Source organism: Streptomyces sp. iso_384, assembly GCF_056172905.1.
On record NZ_JBWBTT010000001.1, the window covers coordinates 458416 to 476091 of the forward strand.

Annotated in this window: 16 protein-coding genes; 10 read left to right on the plus strand and 6 right to left on the minus strand. The window is 72.6% G+C overall.

Annotated features, from left to right (window positions below):
• Window positions 1-5: 5 nt before the first annotated feature.
• Entirely contained in the window at window positions 6-1691 is a 1686-nt protein-coding gene (locus AC0VY3_RS02100) for a bifunctional 3'-5' exonuclease/DNA polymerase (protein ID WP_475548761.1), read from the minus strand.
• 88 nt (window positions 1692-1779) lie between these two features.
• Here AC0VY3_RS02100 and AC0VY3_RS02105 point away from each other — a divergent pair, with 88 nt between their 5' ends.
• The 3 genes from AC0VY3_RS02105 to AC0VY3_RS02115 are packed head-to-tail and all read left to right on the plus strand — an operon-like array spanning window position 1780 to window position 6071.
• Complete coding sequence (locus AC0VY3_RS02105) at window positions 1780-2691, plus strand: NADP-dependent oxidoreductase (protein ID WP_475548762.1); 912 nt, start codon at window positions 1780-1782, stop codon at window positions 2689-2691.
• 33 nt (window positions 2692-2724) lie between these two features.
• Window positions 2725-3906 carry a DUF2786 domain-containing protein gene (locus AC0VY3_RS02110; RefSeq protein WP_103507267.1) on the plus strand — a complete coding sequence of 394 codons (1182 nt, stop codon included), beginning with the start codon at window positions 2725-2727 and terminating at the stop codon, window positions 3904-3906.
• A 38-nt stretch (window positions 3907-3944) separates the two neighbouring features.
• Window positions 3945-6071, plus strand: a complete 2127-nt coding sequence (locus tag AC0VY3_RS02115; protein WP_475548763.1) for an FUSC family protein — start codon at window positions 3945-3947, stop codon at window positions 6069-6071.
• Window positions 6072-6171: 100 nt separating this feature from the next.
• Here AC0VY3_RS02115 and AC0VY3_RS02120 read toward each other — a convergent pair whose 3' ends face one another.
• Window positions 6172-6684 carry a hypothetical protein gene (locus tag AC0VY3_RS02120; RefSeq protein WP_475548764.1) on the minus strand — a complete coding sequence of 171 codons (513 nt, stop codon included), beginning with the start codon at window positions 6682-6684 and terminating at the stop codon, window positions 6172-6174.
• Window positions 6685-6939: 255 nt separating this feature from the next.
• Between AC0VY3_RS02120 and AC0VY3_RS02125 the strand changes: the two genes are divergently transcribed.
• Complete coding sequence (locus tag AC0VY3_RS02125) at window positions 6940-7182, plus strand: DUF397 domain-containing protein (RefSeq protein WP_010063707.1); 243 nt, start codon at window positions 6940-6942, stop codon at window positions 7180-7182.
• A gap of 37 nt (window positions 7183-7219) precedes the next feature.
• Here the strand turns inward: AC0VY3_RS02125 and AC0VY3_RS02130 are convergent, their stop codons facing one another.
• On the minus strand, window positions 7220-7726 hold the full coding sequence (locus AC0VY3_RS02130) for an ATP-binding protein (protein WP_103508295.1): 507 nt from the start codon (window positions 7724-7726) through the stop codon (window positions 7220-7222).
• A 357-nt stretch (window positions 7727-8083) separates the two neighbouring features.
• Between AC0VY3_RS02130 and AC0VY3_RS02135 the strand changes: the two genes are divergently transcribed.
• Together AC0VY3_RS02135 and AC0VY3_RS02140 are read left to right on the plus strand one after the other, a co-directional pair.
• A complete protein-coding gene (locus AC0VY3_RS02135; protein WP_475548765.1) occupies window positions 8084-8947 on the plus strand; it encodes a helix-turn-helix domain-containing protein in 864 nt (287 codons plus the stop codon).
• 58 nt (window positions 8948-9005) lie between these two features.
• Window positions 9006-10463 (plus strand): aldehyde dehydrogenase family protein, encoded by a 1458-nt coding sequence (locus tag AC0VY3_RS02140; RefSeq protein WP_475548766.1) that lies wholly within the window; start codon window positions 9006-9008, stop codon window positions 10461-10463.
• Between the two features lie 7 nt (window positions 10464-10470).
• Here AC0VY3_RS02140 and AC0VY3_RS02145 read toward each other — a convergent pair whose 3' ends face one another.
• Complete coding sequence (locus AC0VY3_RS02145) at window positions 10471-11478, minus strand: GlxA family transcriptional regulator (protein ID WP_475548767.1); 1008 nt, start codon at window positions 11476-11478, stop codon at window positions 10471-10473.
• A gap of 64 nt (window positions 11479-11542) precedes the next feature.
• On the opposite strand from AC0VY3_RS02145, the gene AC0VY3_RS02150 reads away from it, so the two are divergent.
• From AC0VY3_RS02150 to AC0VY3_RS02165, 4 genes are all read left to right on the plus strand, one after another.
• Window positions 11543-12832 (plus strand): MFS transporter, encoded by a 1290-nt coding sequence (locus AC0VY3_RS02150; RefSeq protein ID WP_475548768.1) that lies wholly within the window; start codon window positions 11543-11545, stop codon window positions 12830-12832.
• A 28-nt stretch (window positions 12833-12860) separates the two neighbouring features.
• A complete protein-coding gene (locus AC0VY3_RS02155) occupies window positions 12861-13502 on the plus strand; it encodes a PadR family transcriptional regulator (RefSeq protein WP_475548769.1) in 642 nt (213 codons plus the stop codon).
• A gap of 95 nt (window positions 13503-13597) precedes the next feature.
• Entirely contained in the window at window positions 13598-14563 is a 966-nt protein-coding gene (locus AC0VY3_RS02160) for an ATP-binding cassette domain-containing protein (protein ID WP_475548770.1), read from the plus strand.
• Complete coding sequence (locus AC0VY3_RS02165; RefSeq protein WP_103508301.1) at window positions 14560-15390, plus strand: ABC transporter permease; 831 nt, start codon at window positions 14560-14562, stop codon at window positions 15388-15390. The genes AC0VY3_RS02160 and AC0VY3_RS02165 overlap by 4 nt, the downstream gene beginning before the upstream one ends.
• Before the next feature lie 128 nt (window positions 15391-15518).
• Here the strand turns inward: AC0VY3_RS02165 and gad are convergent, their stop codons facing one another.
• Entirely contained in the window at window positions 15519-16946 is a 1428-nt protein-coding gene (gene gad, locus AC0VY3_RS02170) for a glutamate decarboxylase (protein WP_475548771.1), read from the minus strand.
• A 42-nt stretch (window positions 16947-16988) separates the two neighbouring features.
• The gene (wrbA, locus tag AC0VY3_RS02175) at window positions 16989-17612 is read right to left on the minus strand and encodes an NAD(P)H:quinone oxidoreductase (RefSeq protein ID WP_103508303.1); all 624 of its coding nucleotides are present in this window, start codon (window positions 17610-17612) and stop codon (window positions 16989-16991) included.
• Between the last annotated feature and the right edge of the window lie 64 nt (window positions 17613-17676).

Below are 17676 nucleotides of genomic sequence, written 5' to 3' on the forward strand. Positions count from 1 at the left end.
GCGTGTCACTTGGCGTCCGAGTAGCGCTCCACCACCGCCGTGGTGAAGGGGAAGCGCACCGGTGTCCGTCCGAAGGCGGTCCGTCCGGCCAGCTCGCCCGCCGCGCGGATCGCCTCGGCGACGGCCGCGGTCTCCTCGGCCGGGCAGTGCACGATCACCTCGTCGTGCTGGAAGAACACCAACCGCGCCCGCAGCCCCTGCTCGAAGAGCGTCCGGCGCAGAGCGGCCAGGAGCAGCAGCGCCCAGTCGGCCGCACTGCCCTGCACCACGAAGTTACGGGTGAAGCGGCCCCGGGCCCGTGCCGTACCGCCGCCGGACCCGGACCCGGCGTCACCGGCGCCCGCCGGATCCTCCTGCGGGATGCCCGCCTCCTCGTCCTGGCCGGCCAGCGCGACCGGCGGGCTGGTCCGGCCCAGCCAGGTCCGCACCACCCGCCCCTCCTCGCCCGCCCGCGCCGCGTCGTCGACATAGGCGACGGCGAGCGGGAAGCGGCGGCGCAGGGCGGCCAGGTTCTTCAGGCCGTCGCCGGAGGTCTGGCCGTAGATCGCACCGAGCAGCGCCAGCTTGGCGTGCTCGCGGTCGCCGGCGAACGCCCGGTCGGACAGGGCCTTGTAGAGATCGCCGTCATGACCGGCCACCTCCATCAGGCCCCGGTCGCGGGAGATCGCCGCCAGCACCCGGGGCTCCATCTGGTCGGCGTCCGCGACGACGAGCCGCCACCCCTCGTCGGCGACGACGGCCTGCCGTATCACCTTGGGGATCTGCAGGGCCCCGCCGCCGTTGGTCGTCCAGCGGCCGCTGACCGTGCCGCCCGGCTGGTACTCCGGGCGGAAACGGCCTTCGCGCACCCAGTCCTGGAGCCAGGACCAGCCGTGCGCCGTCCAGATCCGGTAGAGCTTCTTGTACGCGATCAGCGGCTCGACCGCCGGATGGTCCAGCTCCGCCAGCTCCCACCGCCGGGTCGACTTCACCGGGATCCCGGCCTGCGCGAAGGCCTTCACCACATCGGCGGGCAGATCCGGGCGGACCCGTCTGCCGAACGCCGCCGACACCTCGTCCGCCAGCTCGGCGAGTCTGCGGGGCTCGCCGCCGCCCGCGTACCGCTCGCCCAGCAGTCCGTTCAGCAGCTCCCGGTGGACGTCGGCGCGCCAGGGCAGCCCCGCCCGGTGCATCTCGGCGGCCACCAGCATCCCCGCCGACTCCGACGCGGTCAGCAGCCGCATCCGGTCCGGGTGCTCCGCCGCGTCATGGCGGCGCACCTGGTCCGCGTAGACCCGCAGCAGCCCCTCGAAGGGCACCCCGGTCCCCGACGACGGCTCGAAGAGGGAGGACTGCGCACCCGGTTCGGCGGACCGGGCGGGCGGATCGGGCGGCACCGGACCGTTGTCCAGCCGAGCCAGCGCGGCGGCCGCCGACCGGGGCTCGCCCAGCCGCCCGGCGTATCCGAGCAGCAGCAGCTCGGCGCACTCGATGTCGTAACACCGCTCGACCCGGACCCCGGCGGCCAGCAGCCGGGGGTAGATCGCGGCGGTCGACCGCCACACCCAGCGCACCACATCGGGGCGGGAGCGGACCGCCTCGACGAGATCGGGCTCGGCGACGACCGGGCCGGCGGGCGTGCCGTCCCGGGCGAGCGGCGCGAGCAGCGCCCCGCCCCCGTCCGCGGCCGCCACCGCCCACCGTTCGGTCATGGGGGCGAGTCTGGCACCCGCCACTGACAGTGCCCCGGAAGCGTGCCGCCGACTGGCCGCCCGGCTCCGCAGCCACGAGGATCACCCCATGGAAGCGATCGTGTACGAGGAGTTCGGCGGCCCCGACGTCCTGCATCTGGCCCGGCTCGACCGGCCGCGCCCCGGCCCCGGCCAGGTCCGGGTCGCCGTGCGGGCGGCCGGGGTGAACCCGCTCGACCACAAGATCCGGAACGGCTGGATGGAGGGCGCCTCCCCCACCTCGCTGCCCGCCACGCCCGGCGCAGAGTTCGCCGGGGTGGTCGAGGAGGCGGGGGAGGACGTCACCGCGTTCGCCCCCGGTGACGAGGTCCTCGGCTGGAGCGCCACCGGCTCCTACGCCACCGAGGCGCTGGCCGAGGCCGCCTCCCTCGCCCGTAAGCCCGAGGGGCTGTCCTGGGAGCAGGCCGCGGCGCTGCCCGTCGCGACCGACACCGCGTCCCGGGTTTTGGACGAACTGGCGCTGGCCGAGGGCGAGACGCTGCTCCTGCACGGGGCGGGCGGCGGCGTCGGCTCCGCCGCCGTACAGCTCGCGACGGCCCGCGGCGCGACCGTCATCGGCACCGCCTCCCCGGCCAACCACGACTATCTGCGGGTGCTGGGCGCGGTCCCGGTGGCGTACGGGGACGGGCTGGTCGAGCGGGTGCGGGAGCTGGCCCCGGAGGGTGTGGACGCGGTGTTCGACGCGTCGGGGCGCGGCGCGCTGCCCGCCTCCATCGAGCTGCGCGGCGGCACCACGGACCGGATCGTCACCATCGCCGACGGGGACGCCGCCGAGCTGGGCGTCGCCTTCTCCGCCGGCGGCCGGCCCTCGGCCGAACGCCTCGCGGAGAGCGCCCGGCTGGCGGCCGTCGGTGAGCTGCGGGTGGAGATCGCCCAGGTCTTCCCGCTCGCCGACGCCGCGAGCGCCCACGCCCTGAGCGAGGGCGGCCATGTGCGGGGCAAGCTGGTGCTGCTGCCATAAGGGCGGCCGGACGGTGCGCCTACCCTTGGCCGGATGGAATCGGTGATCGACCGGGCGTGCGCGGCGGCCCTCTACGCGGAGGGCGACGCCGCCCTGGACACCGGCGCGTCCCTGCTCGCCGCCGCCCCGGACGCCGACGACGCGGCGCACCGGCGCGGCGAGGAGTTCGTACGCCGGGCCTGGGACCGGGGCTGGCAGCCGGCCGACCTGATCCGGTGGGTGCGCCGGGAGCTGGACGAGCGGCGGGCGGCGCTGGCCGCGGCCCTGATCGCCGCCGAGACCGCCCGGTACGCGGAGCTGCCGCCCCGGTGGCGGCAGCAGCTCGCCGAGCTTCCGCCGCCGGCGCCCCGCAACCGCCCCGACCGGTTCTCCTACGCCGCCGATCTGCTGGAGCTGTACCGGCTGCTGCTGCGGCTGCCCGCCATCGAGCCCGTGGGACCGCCGCCCGGCACGGTCGCCGACGACCTGCACCGGCCGCCCGCCGCCGACGAGCCCCGCATGCTCACCCGGATCCGGGCGCTGCTGGCGAAGGCCGAGGCGACCGGCTTCCCGGAGGAGGCCGAGGCGCTGACCACCAAGGCGCAGGAGCTGATGGCCCGGCACAGCATCGACGAGGCCCTGCTCGCCGCCCGGACGCACAGCCGCGAGAACCCGGGCGCCTGCCGGATCGGGGTGGAGCCCCCGTACGAGAGCGCCAAGGCGATCCTGCTCGACGCCGTCGCCTCCGCGAACCGTTGCCAGGCCGTGTGGAACGAGGACCTCGGCTTCACCACGGTCGTCGGCTTCGAACCGGACCTGGAGGCCGTGGAGCTGCTGTTCACCTCGCTGCTCGTCCAGGGGACGGCCGCGATGACCCGGGCGGAGGCGGGACAGCGGGCCGGCGGCCGTAAGCGGACCAAGACCTTCCGGCAGGCGTTCCTGATGGGGTACGCGCAGCGGCTCGGCCGCCGGCTCGCCGACGGTGCCGAGCGGGTCGTGGCGGCGGCCGACTCCGGTACGGACCGGGGAGCCGGGCTGCTTCCCGTCCTCGCCGCCCGGGACGTCGCGGTCACCGACACCGCCGGGCGGATGTTCCCGAGGACCACGACCACCCGGGTGCGGGGCGTGAGCGACCTGGACGGCTGGACGCACGGCACCGAGGCCGCCGACCGGGCTCGTATGGGCGGCGGGAGGGGTGGCGCGTCACACCGACCCGATCGCGAAATCAAGCGGTAAGTCGAGCTTGTCTCACATTGCCCGGTTAGGCTCGGCCCATGAGCTGGCTCCGGGCGCTGAAGGAGACCGCCCGCTCGGGGCTGGAGATCGAGCGGCAGAGGCTGGAACCCCTCATCGCCTTCCGCGGTGCGGCCGGCCTCGCCCTCGTCATCGGCACGAGCCTCCTGCTGTTCGGGCCGGAGATCGCGGCGAGCTCCGCGTTCGGCGCGTTCCAGGCGGCCATCGCCACCTTCCAGCGCAGCTGGCGTCCGCGCCCGGTCCTCGCCCTGGTCTCCGGCGCCAGCCTCGCCGTCTCGACGTTCGTCGGCTACGTCAGCGGCGCGCACGTCGTCCTCTTCCTCTGTCTGCTCGGCGCCTGGACCTTCCTCGCCGGGCTCGCCTGGGCGGCGGGGCCCACGGGCGGCATCATCGCCTCGTCCAACGTCGCGATCATGCTGGTGACGATCACCCTGCCCACCTCGGTCGTCGACGCCGCCGCCCACGCCGGGATGATCGCCGTCGGCGGCTTCGTACAGGCGGCGCTCATCGTCCTCTTCCCGGTCCGCAGATGGGGCGCGCAGCGCGACGCGCTCGCCGACGCGCTCGCCGCCGAGGCCGACTACGCCCGGCGGCTGCGCCACGACCCGGTCGCCCCCTTCGACCCGCTGCCCCTGATGACCGCCCGCAGCGCCGCAGCCGTCACCCCGCGCCAGGCCCGCCGCCGCCCCGCCGAACTGCACGGGGCGCGCGGCGTCGCCGAACGGCTGCGCCCGGTGCTCGCCTCGCTCGCGGACCCGGCGATGGGGGTGCCCGGCGACGGTCTGGAACGGCTCTGGGTGAACGAGCTGCTGGGCGCGGCCGGATCGGTGCTGGACGCCGCCGCGCGGGCCGTCCGGCACGGCGAGCCCGTCCATCTCTCTGCCACCGACCTGGGCGTCCTGAAGACCCCCGACAACGACGTGATCCTCGTCGGCCCCGCCCGCCGCGCCGCCGACCGGCTCTCCGCCCTGCTCGACGACGTCCTGGAGATCGCGGAGGGCACCGGCACCGACAGCGGGATCCCCACGGACCTGGCCCCGGACACCCGGCACCGGCCGACCCTGCTGAAGCTGATCCCGGTGGTGCTGGCCTCGATGCGCCGCGAGCTGCACCACGGCTCGCCGATCATGCGGCACGCCATCCGGGTCGCGGTGGTCGCCGTCTGCGGGTACTTCGTGGGCGAGGCCGTGCCGTTCGGGCACGGCTACTGGGCGCCGATGACCGCCGTCATGGTGATGCGCCCCGAGTTCTCGCAGACGTACGCCCGTTCCGCGGGCCGCTTCGGCGGCACCCTGGTCGGCGTCGGTCTTGCCACCGCCGTCGTGCAGACCGCCCACCCCGACGCCCGGCTCTCCGCGCTCCTCGCGGTGATCTGCGCCGGGCTGATGTATCTGCTGATGCGCACCGGCTACGCGGTCGGCCAGGTCTGCGTCGCCGCGTACGTCGTCTTCCTGCTCGGCATGGCCGGCGACGACTGGTCCCAGACCGTCACCGAACGCATCGTGCTGACGCTCGTCGGCGGACTCCTCGCGATGATCTCGTACGCCGTCTACCCGGCCTGGGAGACCCCGCGGCTGCGCAACCGGCTGGCCGAGTGGCTGGTGGCGGACGGGCGGTACGCGGCCGCCGTCGTCGACCGGTACGCGGACCCCGCCGACCGCGACGACGAGGACGTCCGGGACGCCCTGATCGCCACCCGCGAGGCCCGTGTGGCGTGGCAGGAGGCGCTGGCGACCGCCCAGCACGAACCCGTACGCCACCGGGGCATCTCCCGGGCCGCCGCCACCGACGCCCAGCACGCGCTGGCCCAGCTCGGACGCTCCGCGATGGTCCTGGAGGCCCACCTCCCGGCCCGGTCGGCCGACCCGGTGCCCGGCGCCGCCGAACTGGCCGAGGCATTGCGCCGGGCCACCGAGAAGGGCGCCAAGGCGGTACGGGAGCGGCGACTGCCCGACTGGCAGCCGGTGGTGGACGCGGTGGCCCAGTGGGACATGCCCACACCGACGGAGGACGGCACGACGCCGGTGGGCGACCCGGTGGTGCGCCGGGGCGCGGCGCTGCTGCTGGACGCGCTGGAGGAGTTCACCCGCGCCCTGGACGAGCGGGGCGGCTCCACCCGGGTCAGCAGCACGCTCGCTGAGAGCTGAGAGCTGAGAGCTGAGAGCTGAGAGCTGAGAGCTGAGAGCTGAGAGCTGAGAGCTGACGGCGCGACGGCCCGGTGGCCCGGTGGCCCGGCGGCCACGGCCCTTACGGGGCGGGCACCTCGGGCACGTCCGGGAGGTCGGGCAGCGAGGGCATACCGCTCGGCAGCTTGCCCGGGTCGGCCTTGGTGAGGGTGTCCTTGGTGCCGCCGTCCCACGAGACGACCAGCTTCGAGCCGTCGACGGAGTCGATCGCGCCCATCGTGCGGTCGGTGGAGCCGCCGGTGCACGTCAGCGCCAGCATCGGCTCGCCGCCCATGTCCTTCACATCGCCCTGGCACACGGACTGGTCGGCGACGAGGGCGACCTTGCGGGCGGCGACGGACACGGTGACGTTCTTGCCGTCCGTGAGCCCCACCCAGGTGCCCTCCAGTGCGGCGGCGTCCGTGCCGCCCCCGGACTCCCCGGAGTTGTCGTCACCGCCGCCGCCGGGCGTCGCGCTCGCCGCGGAGTCCGCGCCGGAATCCTTGCCCGCGTCGTCGCTGCCGCACGCGGTCAGCGCCAGCGATGCGGCCAGAGCGGCGGCCACGACGGCGCCGGTGCGTAGAGAGCTGGTCACGTGGAGTTCCCCCTTGCTGTATTTCCGGTCGAAAGACCGCGCCACGTTACCAAGGTCCGCAAGGGTCAACTCCGGTAAGCGGGAGCGAAATAGGCGTGCCGTTCGTCTCTCTTCCGGGAGGGTGCGACCGGGGCGGAAAGTCTGTAATCGAAGGAACACCCCGCGTGCACGTGCATCTGCTCATGCATTGGCATATGAACACAGCTATGATCCGAGCTAGTTGACACTTGCACCTTGCAACTCGGGGAGCGTCCTGTGCACCACGTGTACAACGGCATGGCGGCCACAGAGCTTCGCGGAGTCGTCTGGCAGAAGAGCAGGCACAGCAACTCCCAGGGATCCTGCGTGGAGTTCGCCCGGCTGCCCGGAGGGGATGTGGCGATGCGGAACTCCCGTCACCCCGACGGGCCCGCTCTCGTCTACACGCCCGCGGAGATCGAGGCGCTGCTGCTGGGCGTCAAGGACGGCGAGTTCGACCACCTCGCCGCCGGCGCCTGACGCCGGGCCCGGCCCGTGACGGGCCGGACCGGGGTTCCTACGAACCCGACTTCGTGTTTTCCGGAAGCCGGAAAAGGGCCCAGACCACCTTGCCGTACAGCGGTCCGGAAGGCAGTTCTCCGAGCGGTACGGGGGAGGGGTGCCAGCCCCAGCTGTCGCTGACGCATTCCACCAGGAACAGACCGCGGCCGGATTCGGCGGAATCCGCCGCCTCGGCGGCCACCGGGCTCTCCCGGCTGGGATCGCGCACCGCGCACACCAGTCGTGAGGTCCAGCGCATCAGATGCAGGCGCACCGGCGGGTCCTGGAATTCCCGCGGCGGATCGTCGGGCAGCGCGTGGCGCAGGGCGTTGGTGACGAGTTCGGACACCACCAGGGCGACATCGTCGAAACGGTCGCCCAGCTCCCAGCGCTCCAGTGTGGCCCGGGTGAACTTCCGTGCGCCGCCGACCGCTTCGTAGCGTGCGGGCAGAGCGCAGGACGCCGATCCGGCAACCCCTGAGGGGTCGGTGGGGGGAAGCCCCTGCCGTAACGGCTCGAGCATCGTCGATCCATTCGTCCCCATACGAGGCACTCCCGGGATTCGCGGCTGTAGCGGCACTGCCTGTAGCGGTACTGCGGGGGGTACAGCGGCACAACACGAGCACGCAGGTGCGCGAGGACCATGGTTCCGAATGCGCAGGGCAGATGCAAGGGCAGATGCACGTGCACGCGCCGGACCTGCCCGATACCGTGGTGGTTCTGGGGCATTTCTTCCCGGGGTCAGTTTCGGAGCTTTCTGGACGTCTTCCCATTTCCGTAATCGAATGAGTACGGGCTGAAGCGTTTTGGTGGCAGAATCCGGCACTCGGGGTTCCGGGGGGCTCCGGGTGCCAGGTACACGATGGGGAGGGTCGGACCAGTGTCCGCAGGCGAGTCGAGTGGATCGGTGGTGCGGCGCATCCTCCTGGGCTCACAGCTCAGGAGGCTGCGGGAGTCGCGCGGTATCACCCGTGAGGCGGCCGGCTACTCGATCCGGGCCTCCGAATCGAAGATCAGCCGCATGGAGTTGGGACGGGTGAGCTTCAAGGCCAGGGACGTCGAGGACCTGCTCACGCTCTACGGAGTCGCGGACGAGGCGGAGCGGGACTCTCTTCTCGGCCTGGCGCGCGAGGCCAATGTGGCGGGCTGGTGGCACAGTTACGGCGATGTACTGCCCGGCTGGTTCCAGACGTACATCGGTCTGGAGGGTGCGGCCTCCCTCATCCGCACCTACGAAGTCCAGTTCGTGCACGGCCTGTTGCAGACCGAGGCGTACGCCCACGCCGTCGTCGCGCGCGGGTTGCGCGGCGCCTCGCCCGCCGAGATCGACCGCCGCGTGGCCCTGCGGCTGGAGCGCCAGAAGGCCCTCGTCTCCGAGCGCGCACCGACGTTCCATGCCGTGCTCGACGAAGCGGCGCTGCGCCGTCCGTACGGCGAACGCGAGGTCATGCGCGCCCAATTGCGGCATCTGATCGATATGTCGGAGCAGCCGAACATCACGCTTCAGGTCATGCCCTTCAGTCACGGCGGTCATGCGGGCGAGAGCGGATCGTTCACGATGCTGCGATTCCCGGAATCCGATCTGTCGGACATTGTCTATTTGGAGCAGCTGACGAGCGCGCTCTATCTGGACAAGCCCGAGGAAGTCGCACACTACGAAAAGACCATGGCGGACCTCGCCCAGGAGAGCCCCGCACCGGAAGAGAGCCGGGATCTCCTGCGCGGGCTCCTCCAACTGACGTAAATTCTCAGTACGATGACGTCGCATCAGGAGTATGCGAACGCCTGCAGTAAGGGATTGCATGTCCTTCTTCCATGAACTGGCCCACCAGTACATCGACGGCGAGTGGCTGAACGGCAGCGGCTCGTGGGACATCATCGATTTCAATCCCTACAACGGTGAGAAACTCGCCGCCGTCACCGTGGCCACCGCGCTGGAGGTCGACCGCGCCTACCGGGCGGCCGAGCGGGCGCAGCGGGAATGGGCCGCCGTCAACCCGTACGAGCGGCGCGCCGTCATCGAACGCGCGCTCCGGATCACCGAAGAGCGCGCCGAGGAGATCGTCGAGGCGATCATCGACGAACTGGGCGGCATCCGGTCGAGGGCGGCGCACGAGGTGCACGCGGCGTCGGAATTCCTGCGCGAGGCGGTCCGCCAGGCGCTGCGGCCCACGGGGAGGCTGCTGCCCGCCGTGGGCGACGGCCGGGAGAACCGGCTCTACCGGCTGCCCGTCGGGGTTGTGGGCGTCATCAGCGCCTTCAACTTCCCGTTCCTGGTGACGATGAAGTCCGTCGCACCCGCCCTGGCGCTCGGCAACGCGGTCGTCGTCAAACCCCACCAGAACGCGCCCATCGTCGGCGGCGGACTGATAGCGAAGATATTCGAGGACGCGGGGCTGCCGGCCGGGCTGCTCAACGTCGTCATCACCGACAGCGCCGAGATCGGCGACGCGTTCATCGAGCACCCCGTACCCAAGGTGATCTCGTTCAGCGGCTCCGAACGGGTCGGCCGCCACATCGCCGCCACCGCCGCCGGGGCCTTCAAGCGGACCGTCCTCGAACTGGGCGGCAACAGCGCCCTGGTGGTGCTCGCGGACGCCGACGTCGACCACGCGGTCCGGGCGGCTCTCTTCAGCCGCTTCGTCTACCAGGGGCAGACCTGCCTGGCCTCCACGCGCATCCTGGTGGACCGGTCGGTGGCGGCGGAGTTCGCCGAGAAGTTCACCGCCCGGGTGGCCGCCCTCAAGGCCGGCGACCCGAGGGATCCGGAGACCACCGTCGGGCCCGTCATCAACGCCTTCCAGGCCGACGCGCTGGACGCCCTGGTGGACCGGGCGGTCGCGGACGGCGCGACGGCGCTCGTGCGCGGCCGGACCGTCGGCAACGTCGTCGCCCCGACCGTCCTCACCGGCCTCGCGGAGGACTCCCCGCTGCTTCGGCAGGAGATCCTCGGTCCGGTGGCCCTGCTGATGACGTTCGACGGCGAGGAGGAGGCCGTACGCATCGTCAACGACGGCCCCTACGGACTGAGCGGCGCCGTCCACACCGGGGACGCGGAGCGCGGGGTGCGGTTCGCGCGGCGGATCGACAGCGGGATGTTCCACGTCAACGACTCCACCGTCCAGGACGACCCGCTGGTCGCGTTCGGCGGGGAGAAGGCGTCCGGCATGGGGCGGCTGAACGGCGAGGCGGCGGTGGAGGCGTTCACCACGCAGCGGTGGATGTCGATCCAGCACGGCCGCTCGGTCTTCCCGTACTGACGCTCCGTCATGGCCGTTGGGCCGGACCTCGGAACGTGGTGCGGTAGGCGCTCGGCGAGACGCCCAGCGCCGCGTGGAGGTGAAGGCGCAGATTGGCCGCCGTGCCGAGCCCGGCGCGGGCGGCCACCTGCTCGACGGGCAGGTCCGACTCCTCCAGCAACTCCCGTGCCAGTTCGATACGTTGCCGGGTCAGCCAGACCATCGGCGGCATGCCCGCCTCCTCCCGGAACCGCCGGGTGAAGTGCCGTACGCTCATCGACTCCCGGGCCGCCAACTGACCCAGGGTGATCGGGTCCTGGAGCCGCCGCAGCGCCCAGTCGCGGGCCGCCGAGGTCCCCGGAGCCGACCGCTCGGGCACCGGTCGCCGGATGAACTGCGCCTGGCCGCCCTCGCGATGGGGCGGCACGACCGTGCGCCGGGCCACGTCGTTCGCGACGGCCGTCCCGTGGTCGCACCGGATCATGTGCAGGCACAGATCGATCCCGGAGGCGCAGCCCGCCGAGGTCAGCACGGGCCCGCCGTCGGTGTAGAGCACGTCCGGGTCCAGGGCGACCTGCGGGAAGAGCCGGGCGAACAGCTCCGTGTACCGCCAGTGGGTGGTCGCCGGGTGCCCGTCGAGCAGCCCGGCCGAGGCCAGCACGAACGCGCCGGTGCAGATCGAGGCCACCCGCGCGCCGGGCCGGATCAGCGCGAAGGCCTCCGCCAGCGGGGCCGGGAGGACCGGCTCCTCCTGGACGTAGTCCTCGTACGACGACAGGACGATCACCGTGTCGGCCTCGGCCAGCGCCTCGGGCCCGTGCGGGACGGCCACGGTGAAGTCGCCGTCCGTGCGGACGTCCCCGGGGCTCGGGGCGCAGGTGGCGACCTCGTACAGCGGCTCGCCGTCCGCCGAGGCTCCGTGCCGGGCCTGGCCGAAGAGCTGGTGCACGATGCCCAGCTCGATGGGGAGCAGGACCTCGCGGGCGAGCACGGCGACCCGGTGCCGCCCGGGGTGGGTGAAAACCGTCATGGCCATATCCTTGCGCACCTGGTCCATCAGGACACTCGTGGCGGCGGCCCCCGCTCGCCAGGCTGCCCGTATGGCCTCTTCGACATCCGTCCGGCCCGCTCGTGTCCACCGCGCCTGGCTGATGGCCGCCGGCGCCGGCGCCGCCGTCGTCACGGCCGGGGCGTTCACCACCGTGCCGGGCCTGCTGGTGACACCCCTGCACGAGGAGTACGCCTGGGAACGCGGGCAGATCGCCCTCGCCGCCTCGGTGAACATGGTGCTCTTCGGCCTCACCGCCCCGTTCGCGGCGGCACTGACGGACCGGGTCGGGGCCCGCCGGGTCGTCGTGGGCGCGCTGCTGCTGGTCTCGGCGGGGGCGCTGCTCACCGGGGTGATGACGCGACCGTGGCAGCTGGTCGCGTACTGGGGTGTGCTGATCGGCCTCGGCAGCGGCTGTCTGACCATGACCTTCGCCGCCGGGGTGACCGCCCGCTGGTTCGACCGGCGGCGCGGTCTGGTGACCGGTGCGCTCGGCTCCGCCAGTCATCTGGGCCAGTTGCTCTTCCTGCCGCTGCTGGCCTGGTCCGTCGACCGCTTCGGCTGGCGGCCGCCGGTGGTGACGCTGGCGCTGGTGGCCCTGGCGGTCGCCGCCACGGTGTTCCTGCTGCTGCGCGACCACCCGGCCGATGCGGGCGTAGAGCCGTACGGGGCACCGGAGTTCGTTCCCCGGCCGCCCCCGGCGCCCGGAGCGGCGGCGCGCACGCTGAAGGTCCTCGTGCGTGCCGCGCGCACCGGCCCGTTCTGGCTGCTGGCCGGGATGTTCGCGCTCTGCGGGGCGTCCACCAACGGCATCATGTGGTCCAACTGGGCGCCCGCCGCGCACGATCACGGCATGCGGGCCACGGCGGCGGCCTCGCTGCTGTCGCTCGTCGGGGTCTTCTCCGCCCTCGGCGCGCTCCTGGCCGGCTGGCTGACCGACCGCTTCGACCCGCGCCGCCTGCTGACCGTCTGCTTCGCCGTCCGCGCGCTCACCCTCCTCGCACTGCCGCTGGTGTTCACCTCCTCGGTCACGGCCCCGATGCTCCTGTTCGTGGCGGTCTACGGCCTCGTCGACGTCGCGACCGTGCCGCCCGTCATCGAGCTGGCCCGCCGGGTGTACGGGGCGGACGGCCCGGTCGTCTTCGGCTGGACGAACGCGGCCCACCAACTGGGCGCGGGCGCCTCGGCCTTCCTCGGCGCCGGCGCACGGGACGCGTTCGGCAGTTACGACGTGGTGTGGGCGGCGCTGGCGGCCGGCTGCCTCGTCGCGGCGCTGCTGGCCCCGGCGCTGCGTGCCGGGGCACACCGGCCCGCCGTGCGCACGCCCGGCGGGCTACCCTAGTCAAAGTTGAATAGGAAAGATGGGTGTCATGTCCGCGATCCGGCTGTTGGTCCTCGGCGCCGTGCGCATGCACGGCCGCGCACACGGCTATCAGGTCCGCAACGACCTGGAGTACTGGGGCGCGCACGAGTGGTCCAACGCCAAGCCCGGGTCGATCTACCACGCCCTGAAGCAGATGGCGAAGCAGGGGCTGCTCCTCGCGCACGAGACGGCGCCCTCCACGGCAGGCGGCCCGCCGCGCACGGAGTACGAGGTCACGGACGCGGGGCTGGCGGAGTACCGCACCCTGCTGCGTGACGCCATCCGCTCCTACGACCAGGGCATGGACGTCCTCTCGGCGGCGATCGGGTTCATCGTGGACCTGCCCCGCGCGGAGGCGGTCGCGCTGCTCAAGGAGCGGATCGAGGCCATGAAGGGCTGGCGGGACTCGGTCACCGGGTACTACACGCCCGACGAGGGCCCCGAATCCCTCGGCCACATCGGCGAGATCATGAACCTGTGGGTGCACTCGGCCGACACCGGCGCGGAGTGGACCCGGGGCCTGATCGCCCGTATCGAGGGCGGCGCGTACACCTTCGCCGGCGAGGGCGACCCGTTCGTCGGAGTGCTCGCCGAGGGCGAGGAGAACCCGTACGCCACCGGTGTTCCCGACCCCGGGGACAACGACTGATCAAGTTTGACTAATGCGGGATCGGGGTTTACCTTCACGCTACTAGTCAAGTTTGACTACGAATGGGGCGAAGGTCCGGAAGGGTGGCGGGGAACGTGACCGACGCGATCGTCATGGACGGCGTGCACAAGCGGTACGGGGAGAAGCGCGCCCTGGACGGACTGGATCTGGCCGTCGGCAGCGGCACCGTGCACGGAGTGCTCGGCCCCAACGGCGCGGGCAAGACCACAGCCGTACGGATCATGTCGACGCTGCTGCGTCACGACGCGGGCCGGGTGACCGTGGCCGGCCTCGACGTCCGGGAGCGGGCGGGCGAGGTGCGGCGCAGGATCGGGCTGCTCGGGCAGCACGCGGCGGTGGACGAACAGCTCGGCGGGCGGCAGAACCTGGAGATGTTCGGGCGGCTGTACCACCTGGGCGCACGCCGGGCGGGCAGCCGGGCGGACGAACTGCTGGAGCGGTTCGGCCTCGCGGACACCGGGTGCAAGGCCGTGAAGCAGTACAGCGGCGGCATGCGCAGACGGCTGGACCTGGCCGCGTCGCTGATCACCGATCCGGACGTGCTGTTCCTGGACGAGCCGACGACCGGCCTCGACCCGCGCGGCCGGACCGAGGTGTGGGACGCGGTGCGGTCGCTGGTCGGCGGCGGCACCACGGTGCTGCTGACCACGCAGTATCTGGACGAGGCGGACCAGCTGGCCGACCGGATCTCGCTGATCGACGACGGCCGGGCGGTCGCCGAGGGTACCCCCGACGAGCTGAAGGCCCTCGTCGGCGGCGACCGGATCGACATCGTGCTGCGCGACGCCTCCCGGCTGGTGGAGGCGGCCGCGCTGCTCGGCGGCACGGACCTGGCGGTCGACGCCGACCGGCGGCGGATCGGCGCGCCCGCCCCGGACCGGATGGCGGCCCTGACCCGGACGGTGCGGGTGCTGGAGGAGGCGGGCATCGAGGCGGAGGACATCGCGGTGCGCCGCCCGACCCTGGACGAGGTGTTCCTGTCCCTGACCGGGCGGCCCGCCGAGGAGCGGCGCACGGAGAAGGCTGAGGTGGCGGCATGAGCGCGGCGACGACGACGGCGGTTCCCGGACCGGACGGGGCGTCCTCCCGGCTCGGCTGGGCGCTGACCGACTCCTGGACGATGACCCGCCGCGAACTGGCGCACTGGGCCCGGCAGCCCGTCGAGGTGCTCGTGGGCCTGGTCTTCCCGGTGATGCTGCTCCTGATGTTCACGTATCTGGTCGGCGGCGGCCGGGGCGTGGCGGGCGACCCCACCGAGTACCTGGTCCCCGGGATGCTCGCGCTGACCATGGCCTTCGGCCTGGAGAGCACGATGCTCGCGGTCACCCAGGACCTCGGCAAGGGCGTCATCGACCGCTTCCGCTCGATGCCGATGGTCCCGGGGGCCGTACTGGTCGGCCGCAGCGCCGCGGACATGCTTCAGTCGGCGGTCGCGCTCGCGGTGATGACCGGGACCGGGTACGCGGTCGGCTGGCGCTGGCACAACGGGGCGGCCGCCGCGCTGGGCGCGGTGGGGCTGCTGCTCCTGCTGCGGTTCGCGATGCTCTGGGTCGGCATCCAGCTGGCCATGGTGGCCGGGCGGCCGGAGATGGTCACGGCGGTCCAGATCCTGGTCTGGCCGGTCGGCTTCCTCTCCAACGTGTTCGCCACCCCGGAGTCGATGCCGGGGTGGCTGGGCGCGGTGGTCGAGTGGAACCCGATGTCGGCGACGGCCACCGCCGTACGGGAGCTGTTCGGCAACCCGGGCGGCGCCACCGGATCCTGGGCCGCCGAACACGCTCAACTGCTCGCGGTCCTCTGGCCGGTGGCCATCGTCGCGGTGTTCTTCCCGCTGGCGGTCCGGAAGTTCGCGCGCCTGAGCCGTTAGCGGACGCGCGGGCAGGGCCCGTAACGGCTGGACCGGTTCTTGTGCCTCCGGCCGGTGCGGACCGAGGCCCCTGGGGCCGTGTCGTCGAACTGCCGTCGTCGTCCGGCAGGCGGCAGTTCGACGGGGCCCTAGTGGTGGAAGGCCGTCGCGGCCTTCCGGTCATGGCTCAGCGGATGCCTCTGCGCCCGCAGTTCGGGCAGCATCAGCCTCAGGTCCTCGATCAGCAGCTCGGCCAGGTCGGAGGAGAACCCGTTGCGGCACACCACCCGCAGCACCGACAGATCCTGCCGGTTGGCGGGGAAGGTGTACGCGGGCACCAGCCAGCCGTGCTCGCGCAGCCGGCGCGACACGTCGAACACGTCGTACGCGTGCACGTCGGCGGTCGTCGTGAAGGCGAACACCGGCAGCTCGTCGCCCCGGGTGAGCAGCCGGAAGTCGCCCAACTCCTCGATCGCGCGGGCCAGTCCGCAGGCCACGTCCCGGGAGGCCTGCTGGACCGCCCGGTAGCCGTCGTGCCCGAGGCGCAGGAACGTGTAGTACTGCGCGACCACCTGCGCCCCGGGCCGGGAGAAGTTCAGCGCGAACGTCGGCATGTCGCCGCCCAGGTAGTTCACCCGGAAGACCAGCTCCTCCGGCAGCTCGTCCGCCGTCCGCCACAGCGCCCAGCCGACGCCCGGGTAGACCAGGCCGTACTTGTGGCCCGAGGTGTTGATCGACGACACCCTCGGCAGCCGGAAGTCCCACACCAGGTCCGGGTCGAGGAAGGGCGCCACCATCGCGCCGGACGCCCCGTCCACATGGACCGGGATGTCGAGGCCGGTGCGCTCCTGGAGGGCGTCCAGGGCCGCGCACAGATCGGCGATCGGTTCGTAGGACCCGTCGAAGGTGGAGCCGAGGACGCCGACGACCCCGATGGTGTTCTCGTCGCAGAGCTCGGCGGCGGCCTGCGGGTCGAGGTGGAAGCGGCCGCCCTCCATCGGGACCTGCCGGGCCTCCACCTCCCAGAAGGTGCAGAACTTCTCCCAGCAGACCTGCACATTGACGCCCATCACGAGATTGGGCCGTGCCGTCGCCGGATAGCGGTCCGCGTTCCGCTTCGCCCAGCGCCGCTTCAGGGCGAGCCCCGCGAGCATGCACGCCTCGCTCGATCCGGTGGTCGAACACCCCACGGTGGACACCGGATCGGGCGCGTTCCACAGGTCGGCGAGCATCGCCACGCAGCGCCGCTCCAGCTCGGCGGTGCGCGGGTACTCGTCCTTGTCGATCATGTTCTTGTCCCGGCACTCGCCCATCAGGACGCCGGCCTGCGGCTCCATCCAGGTGGTGACGAACGTGGCCAGGTTGAGCCGGGAGTTGCCGTCGAGCATCAGCTCGTCGTGGACCAGCCGGTACGCCGTCAGCGGCGGCAACGGCCCGTCCGGCAGCCGGTGCCGGGGCGGCGCGGTGTTCATCGCGGCCGTCGGGTCCGCCTCGCCGAAGAACGGGTTCAGGGCGAGCCTGCGCCGCTCCTCGGAGGGTTCGTCCTGTTCCGGGTGGGCACCGCGGTGGAGCGGCATGGGGGAAGCCCTTCTCTCGGCCGGAGCGATGCGGGTACGGGGTCAGCTCTCCGCTGCCAGGCCCGCCTTGATCGCCCGGGTGAACTTCACGACCCGCTCGGCCTGCACGCGGACGGCGGTGAGCGTCTGCTCGCCGACCGGGAGGTCGCCCTGCCCGGCGATGTGCGAGGTGCCGTACGGGTTGCCGTCGACGAACTTCGTGGGGTCGGTGTAACCGGGGGTGACGAGGATGCCGCCGAAGTGGTGGATCGTGTTGTACAGCGCGAGCAGTGTGGACTCCTGGCCGCCGTGGGCGGTGGCCGTGGAGGTGAAGCCGCTGTAGACCTTGTCGGCGAGCTGCCCCGACTGCCACAGCCCGCCGAGCGTGTCGATGAACTGCTTCAGCTGGGCGGTGATGTTCCCGAACCGGGTCGGCGTACCGAAGATCACCGCGTCCGCCCAGACCATGTCGTCCGGCGTGACCTCGGGGATGTCGGCGGTCTTCGTCACGTTCTCGGCCCACGCGGGGTTGGAGTCGATGGCCGCCCGCGGGGCGAGCTCCGCGGCCCGGCGCAGCCGCACCTGCGCCCCGGCCCGCTCCGCGTCCTCGGCCATCGCCTTCGCGATCGTGGCGATGGTGCCGGTGGAGGAGTAGTAGACGACGGCGACGTTGACGGGCGTGGGCATGCGGGGGACCTCCGTCGGAGCAGCGGATACGGAACCGTATCGGGGCATGAGCGAGCAAAGCACG

What these genes read in the sequence shown, in the direction of transcription:
- AC0VY3_RS02100 (WP_475548761.1), bottom strand. Translation starts at nt 1,691, where the DNA reads ATGACCGAACGGTGGGCGGTGGCGGCCGCGGACGGGGGCGGGGCGCTG.
- AC0VY3_RS02130 (WP_103508295.1), bottom strand. Translation starts at nt 7,726, where the DNA reads ATGCTCGAGCCGTTACGGCAGGGGCTTCCCCCCACCGACCCCTCAGGG.
- AC0VY3_RS02165 (WP_103508301.1), top strand. Translation starts at nt 14,560, where the DNA reads ATGAGCGCGGCGACGACGACGGCGGTTCCCGGACCGGACGGGGCGTCC.
- gad (WP_475548771.1), bottom strand. Translation starts at nt 16,946, where the DNA reads ATGCCGCTCCACCGCGGTGCCCACCCGGAACAGGACGAACCCTCCGAG.
- AC0VY3_RS02150 (WP_475548768.1), top strand. Translation starts at nt 11,543, where the DNA reads ATGGCCTCTTCGACATCCGTCCGGCCCGCTCGTGTCCACCGCGCCTGG.
- AC0VY3_RS02145 (WP_475548767.1), bottom strand. Translation starts at nt 11,478, where the DNA reads ATGGCCATGACGGTTTTCACCCACCCCGGGCGGCACCGGGTCGCCGTG.
- AC0VY3_RS02105 (WP_475548762.1), top strand. Translation starts at nt 1,780, where the DNA reads ATGGAAGCGATCGTGTACGAGGAGTTCGGCGGCCCCGACGTCCTGCAT.
- AC0VY3_RS02110 (WP_103507267.1), top strand. Translation starts at nt 2,725, where the DNA reads ATGGAATCGGTGATCGACCGGGCGTGCGCGGCGGCCCTCTACGCGGAG.
- wrbA (WP_103508303.1), bottom strand. Translation starts at nt 17,612, where the DNA reads ATGCCCACGCCCGTCAACGTCGCCGTCGTCTACTACTCCTCCACCGGC.
- AC0VY3_RS02115 (WP_475548763.1), top strand. Translation starts at nt 3,945, where the DNA reads ATGAGCTGGCTCCGGGCGCTGAAGGAGACCGCCCGCTCGGGGCTGGAG.
- AC0VY3_RS02140 (WP_475548766.1), top strand. Translation starts at nt 9,006, where the DNA reads ATGTCCTTCTTCCATGAACTGGCCCACCAGTACATCGACGGCGAGTGG.
- AC0VY3_RS02155 (WP_475548769.1), top strand. Translation starts at nt 12,861, where the DNA reads ATGTCCGCGATCCGGCTGTTGGTCCTCGGCGCCGTGCGCATGCACGGC.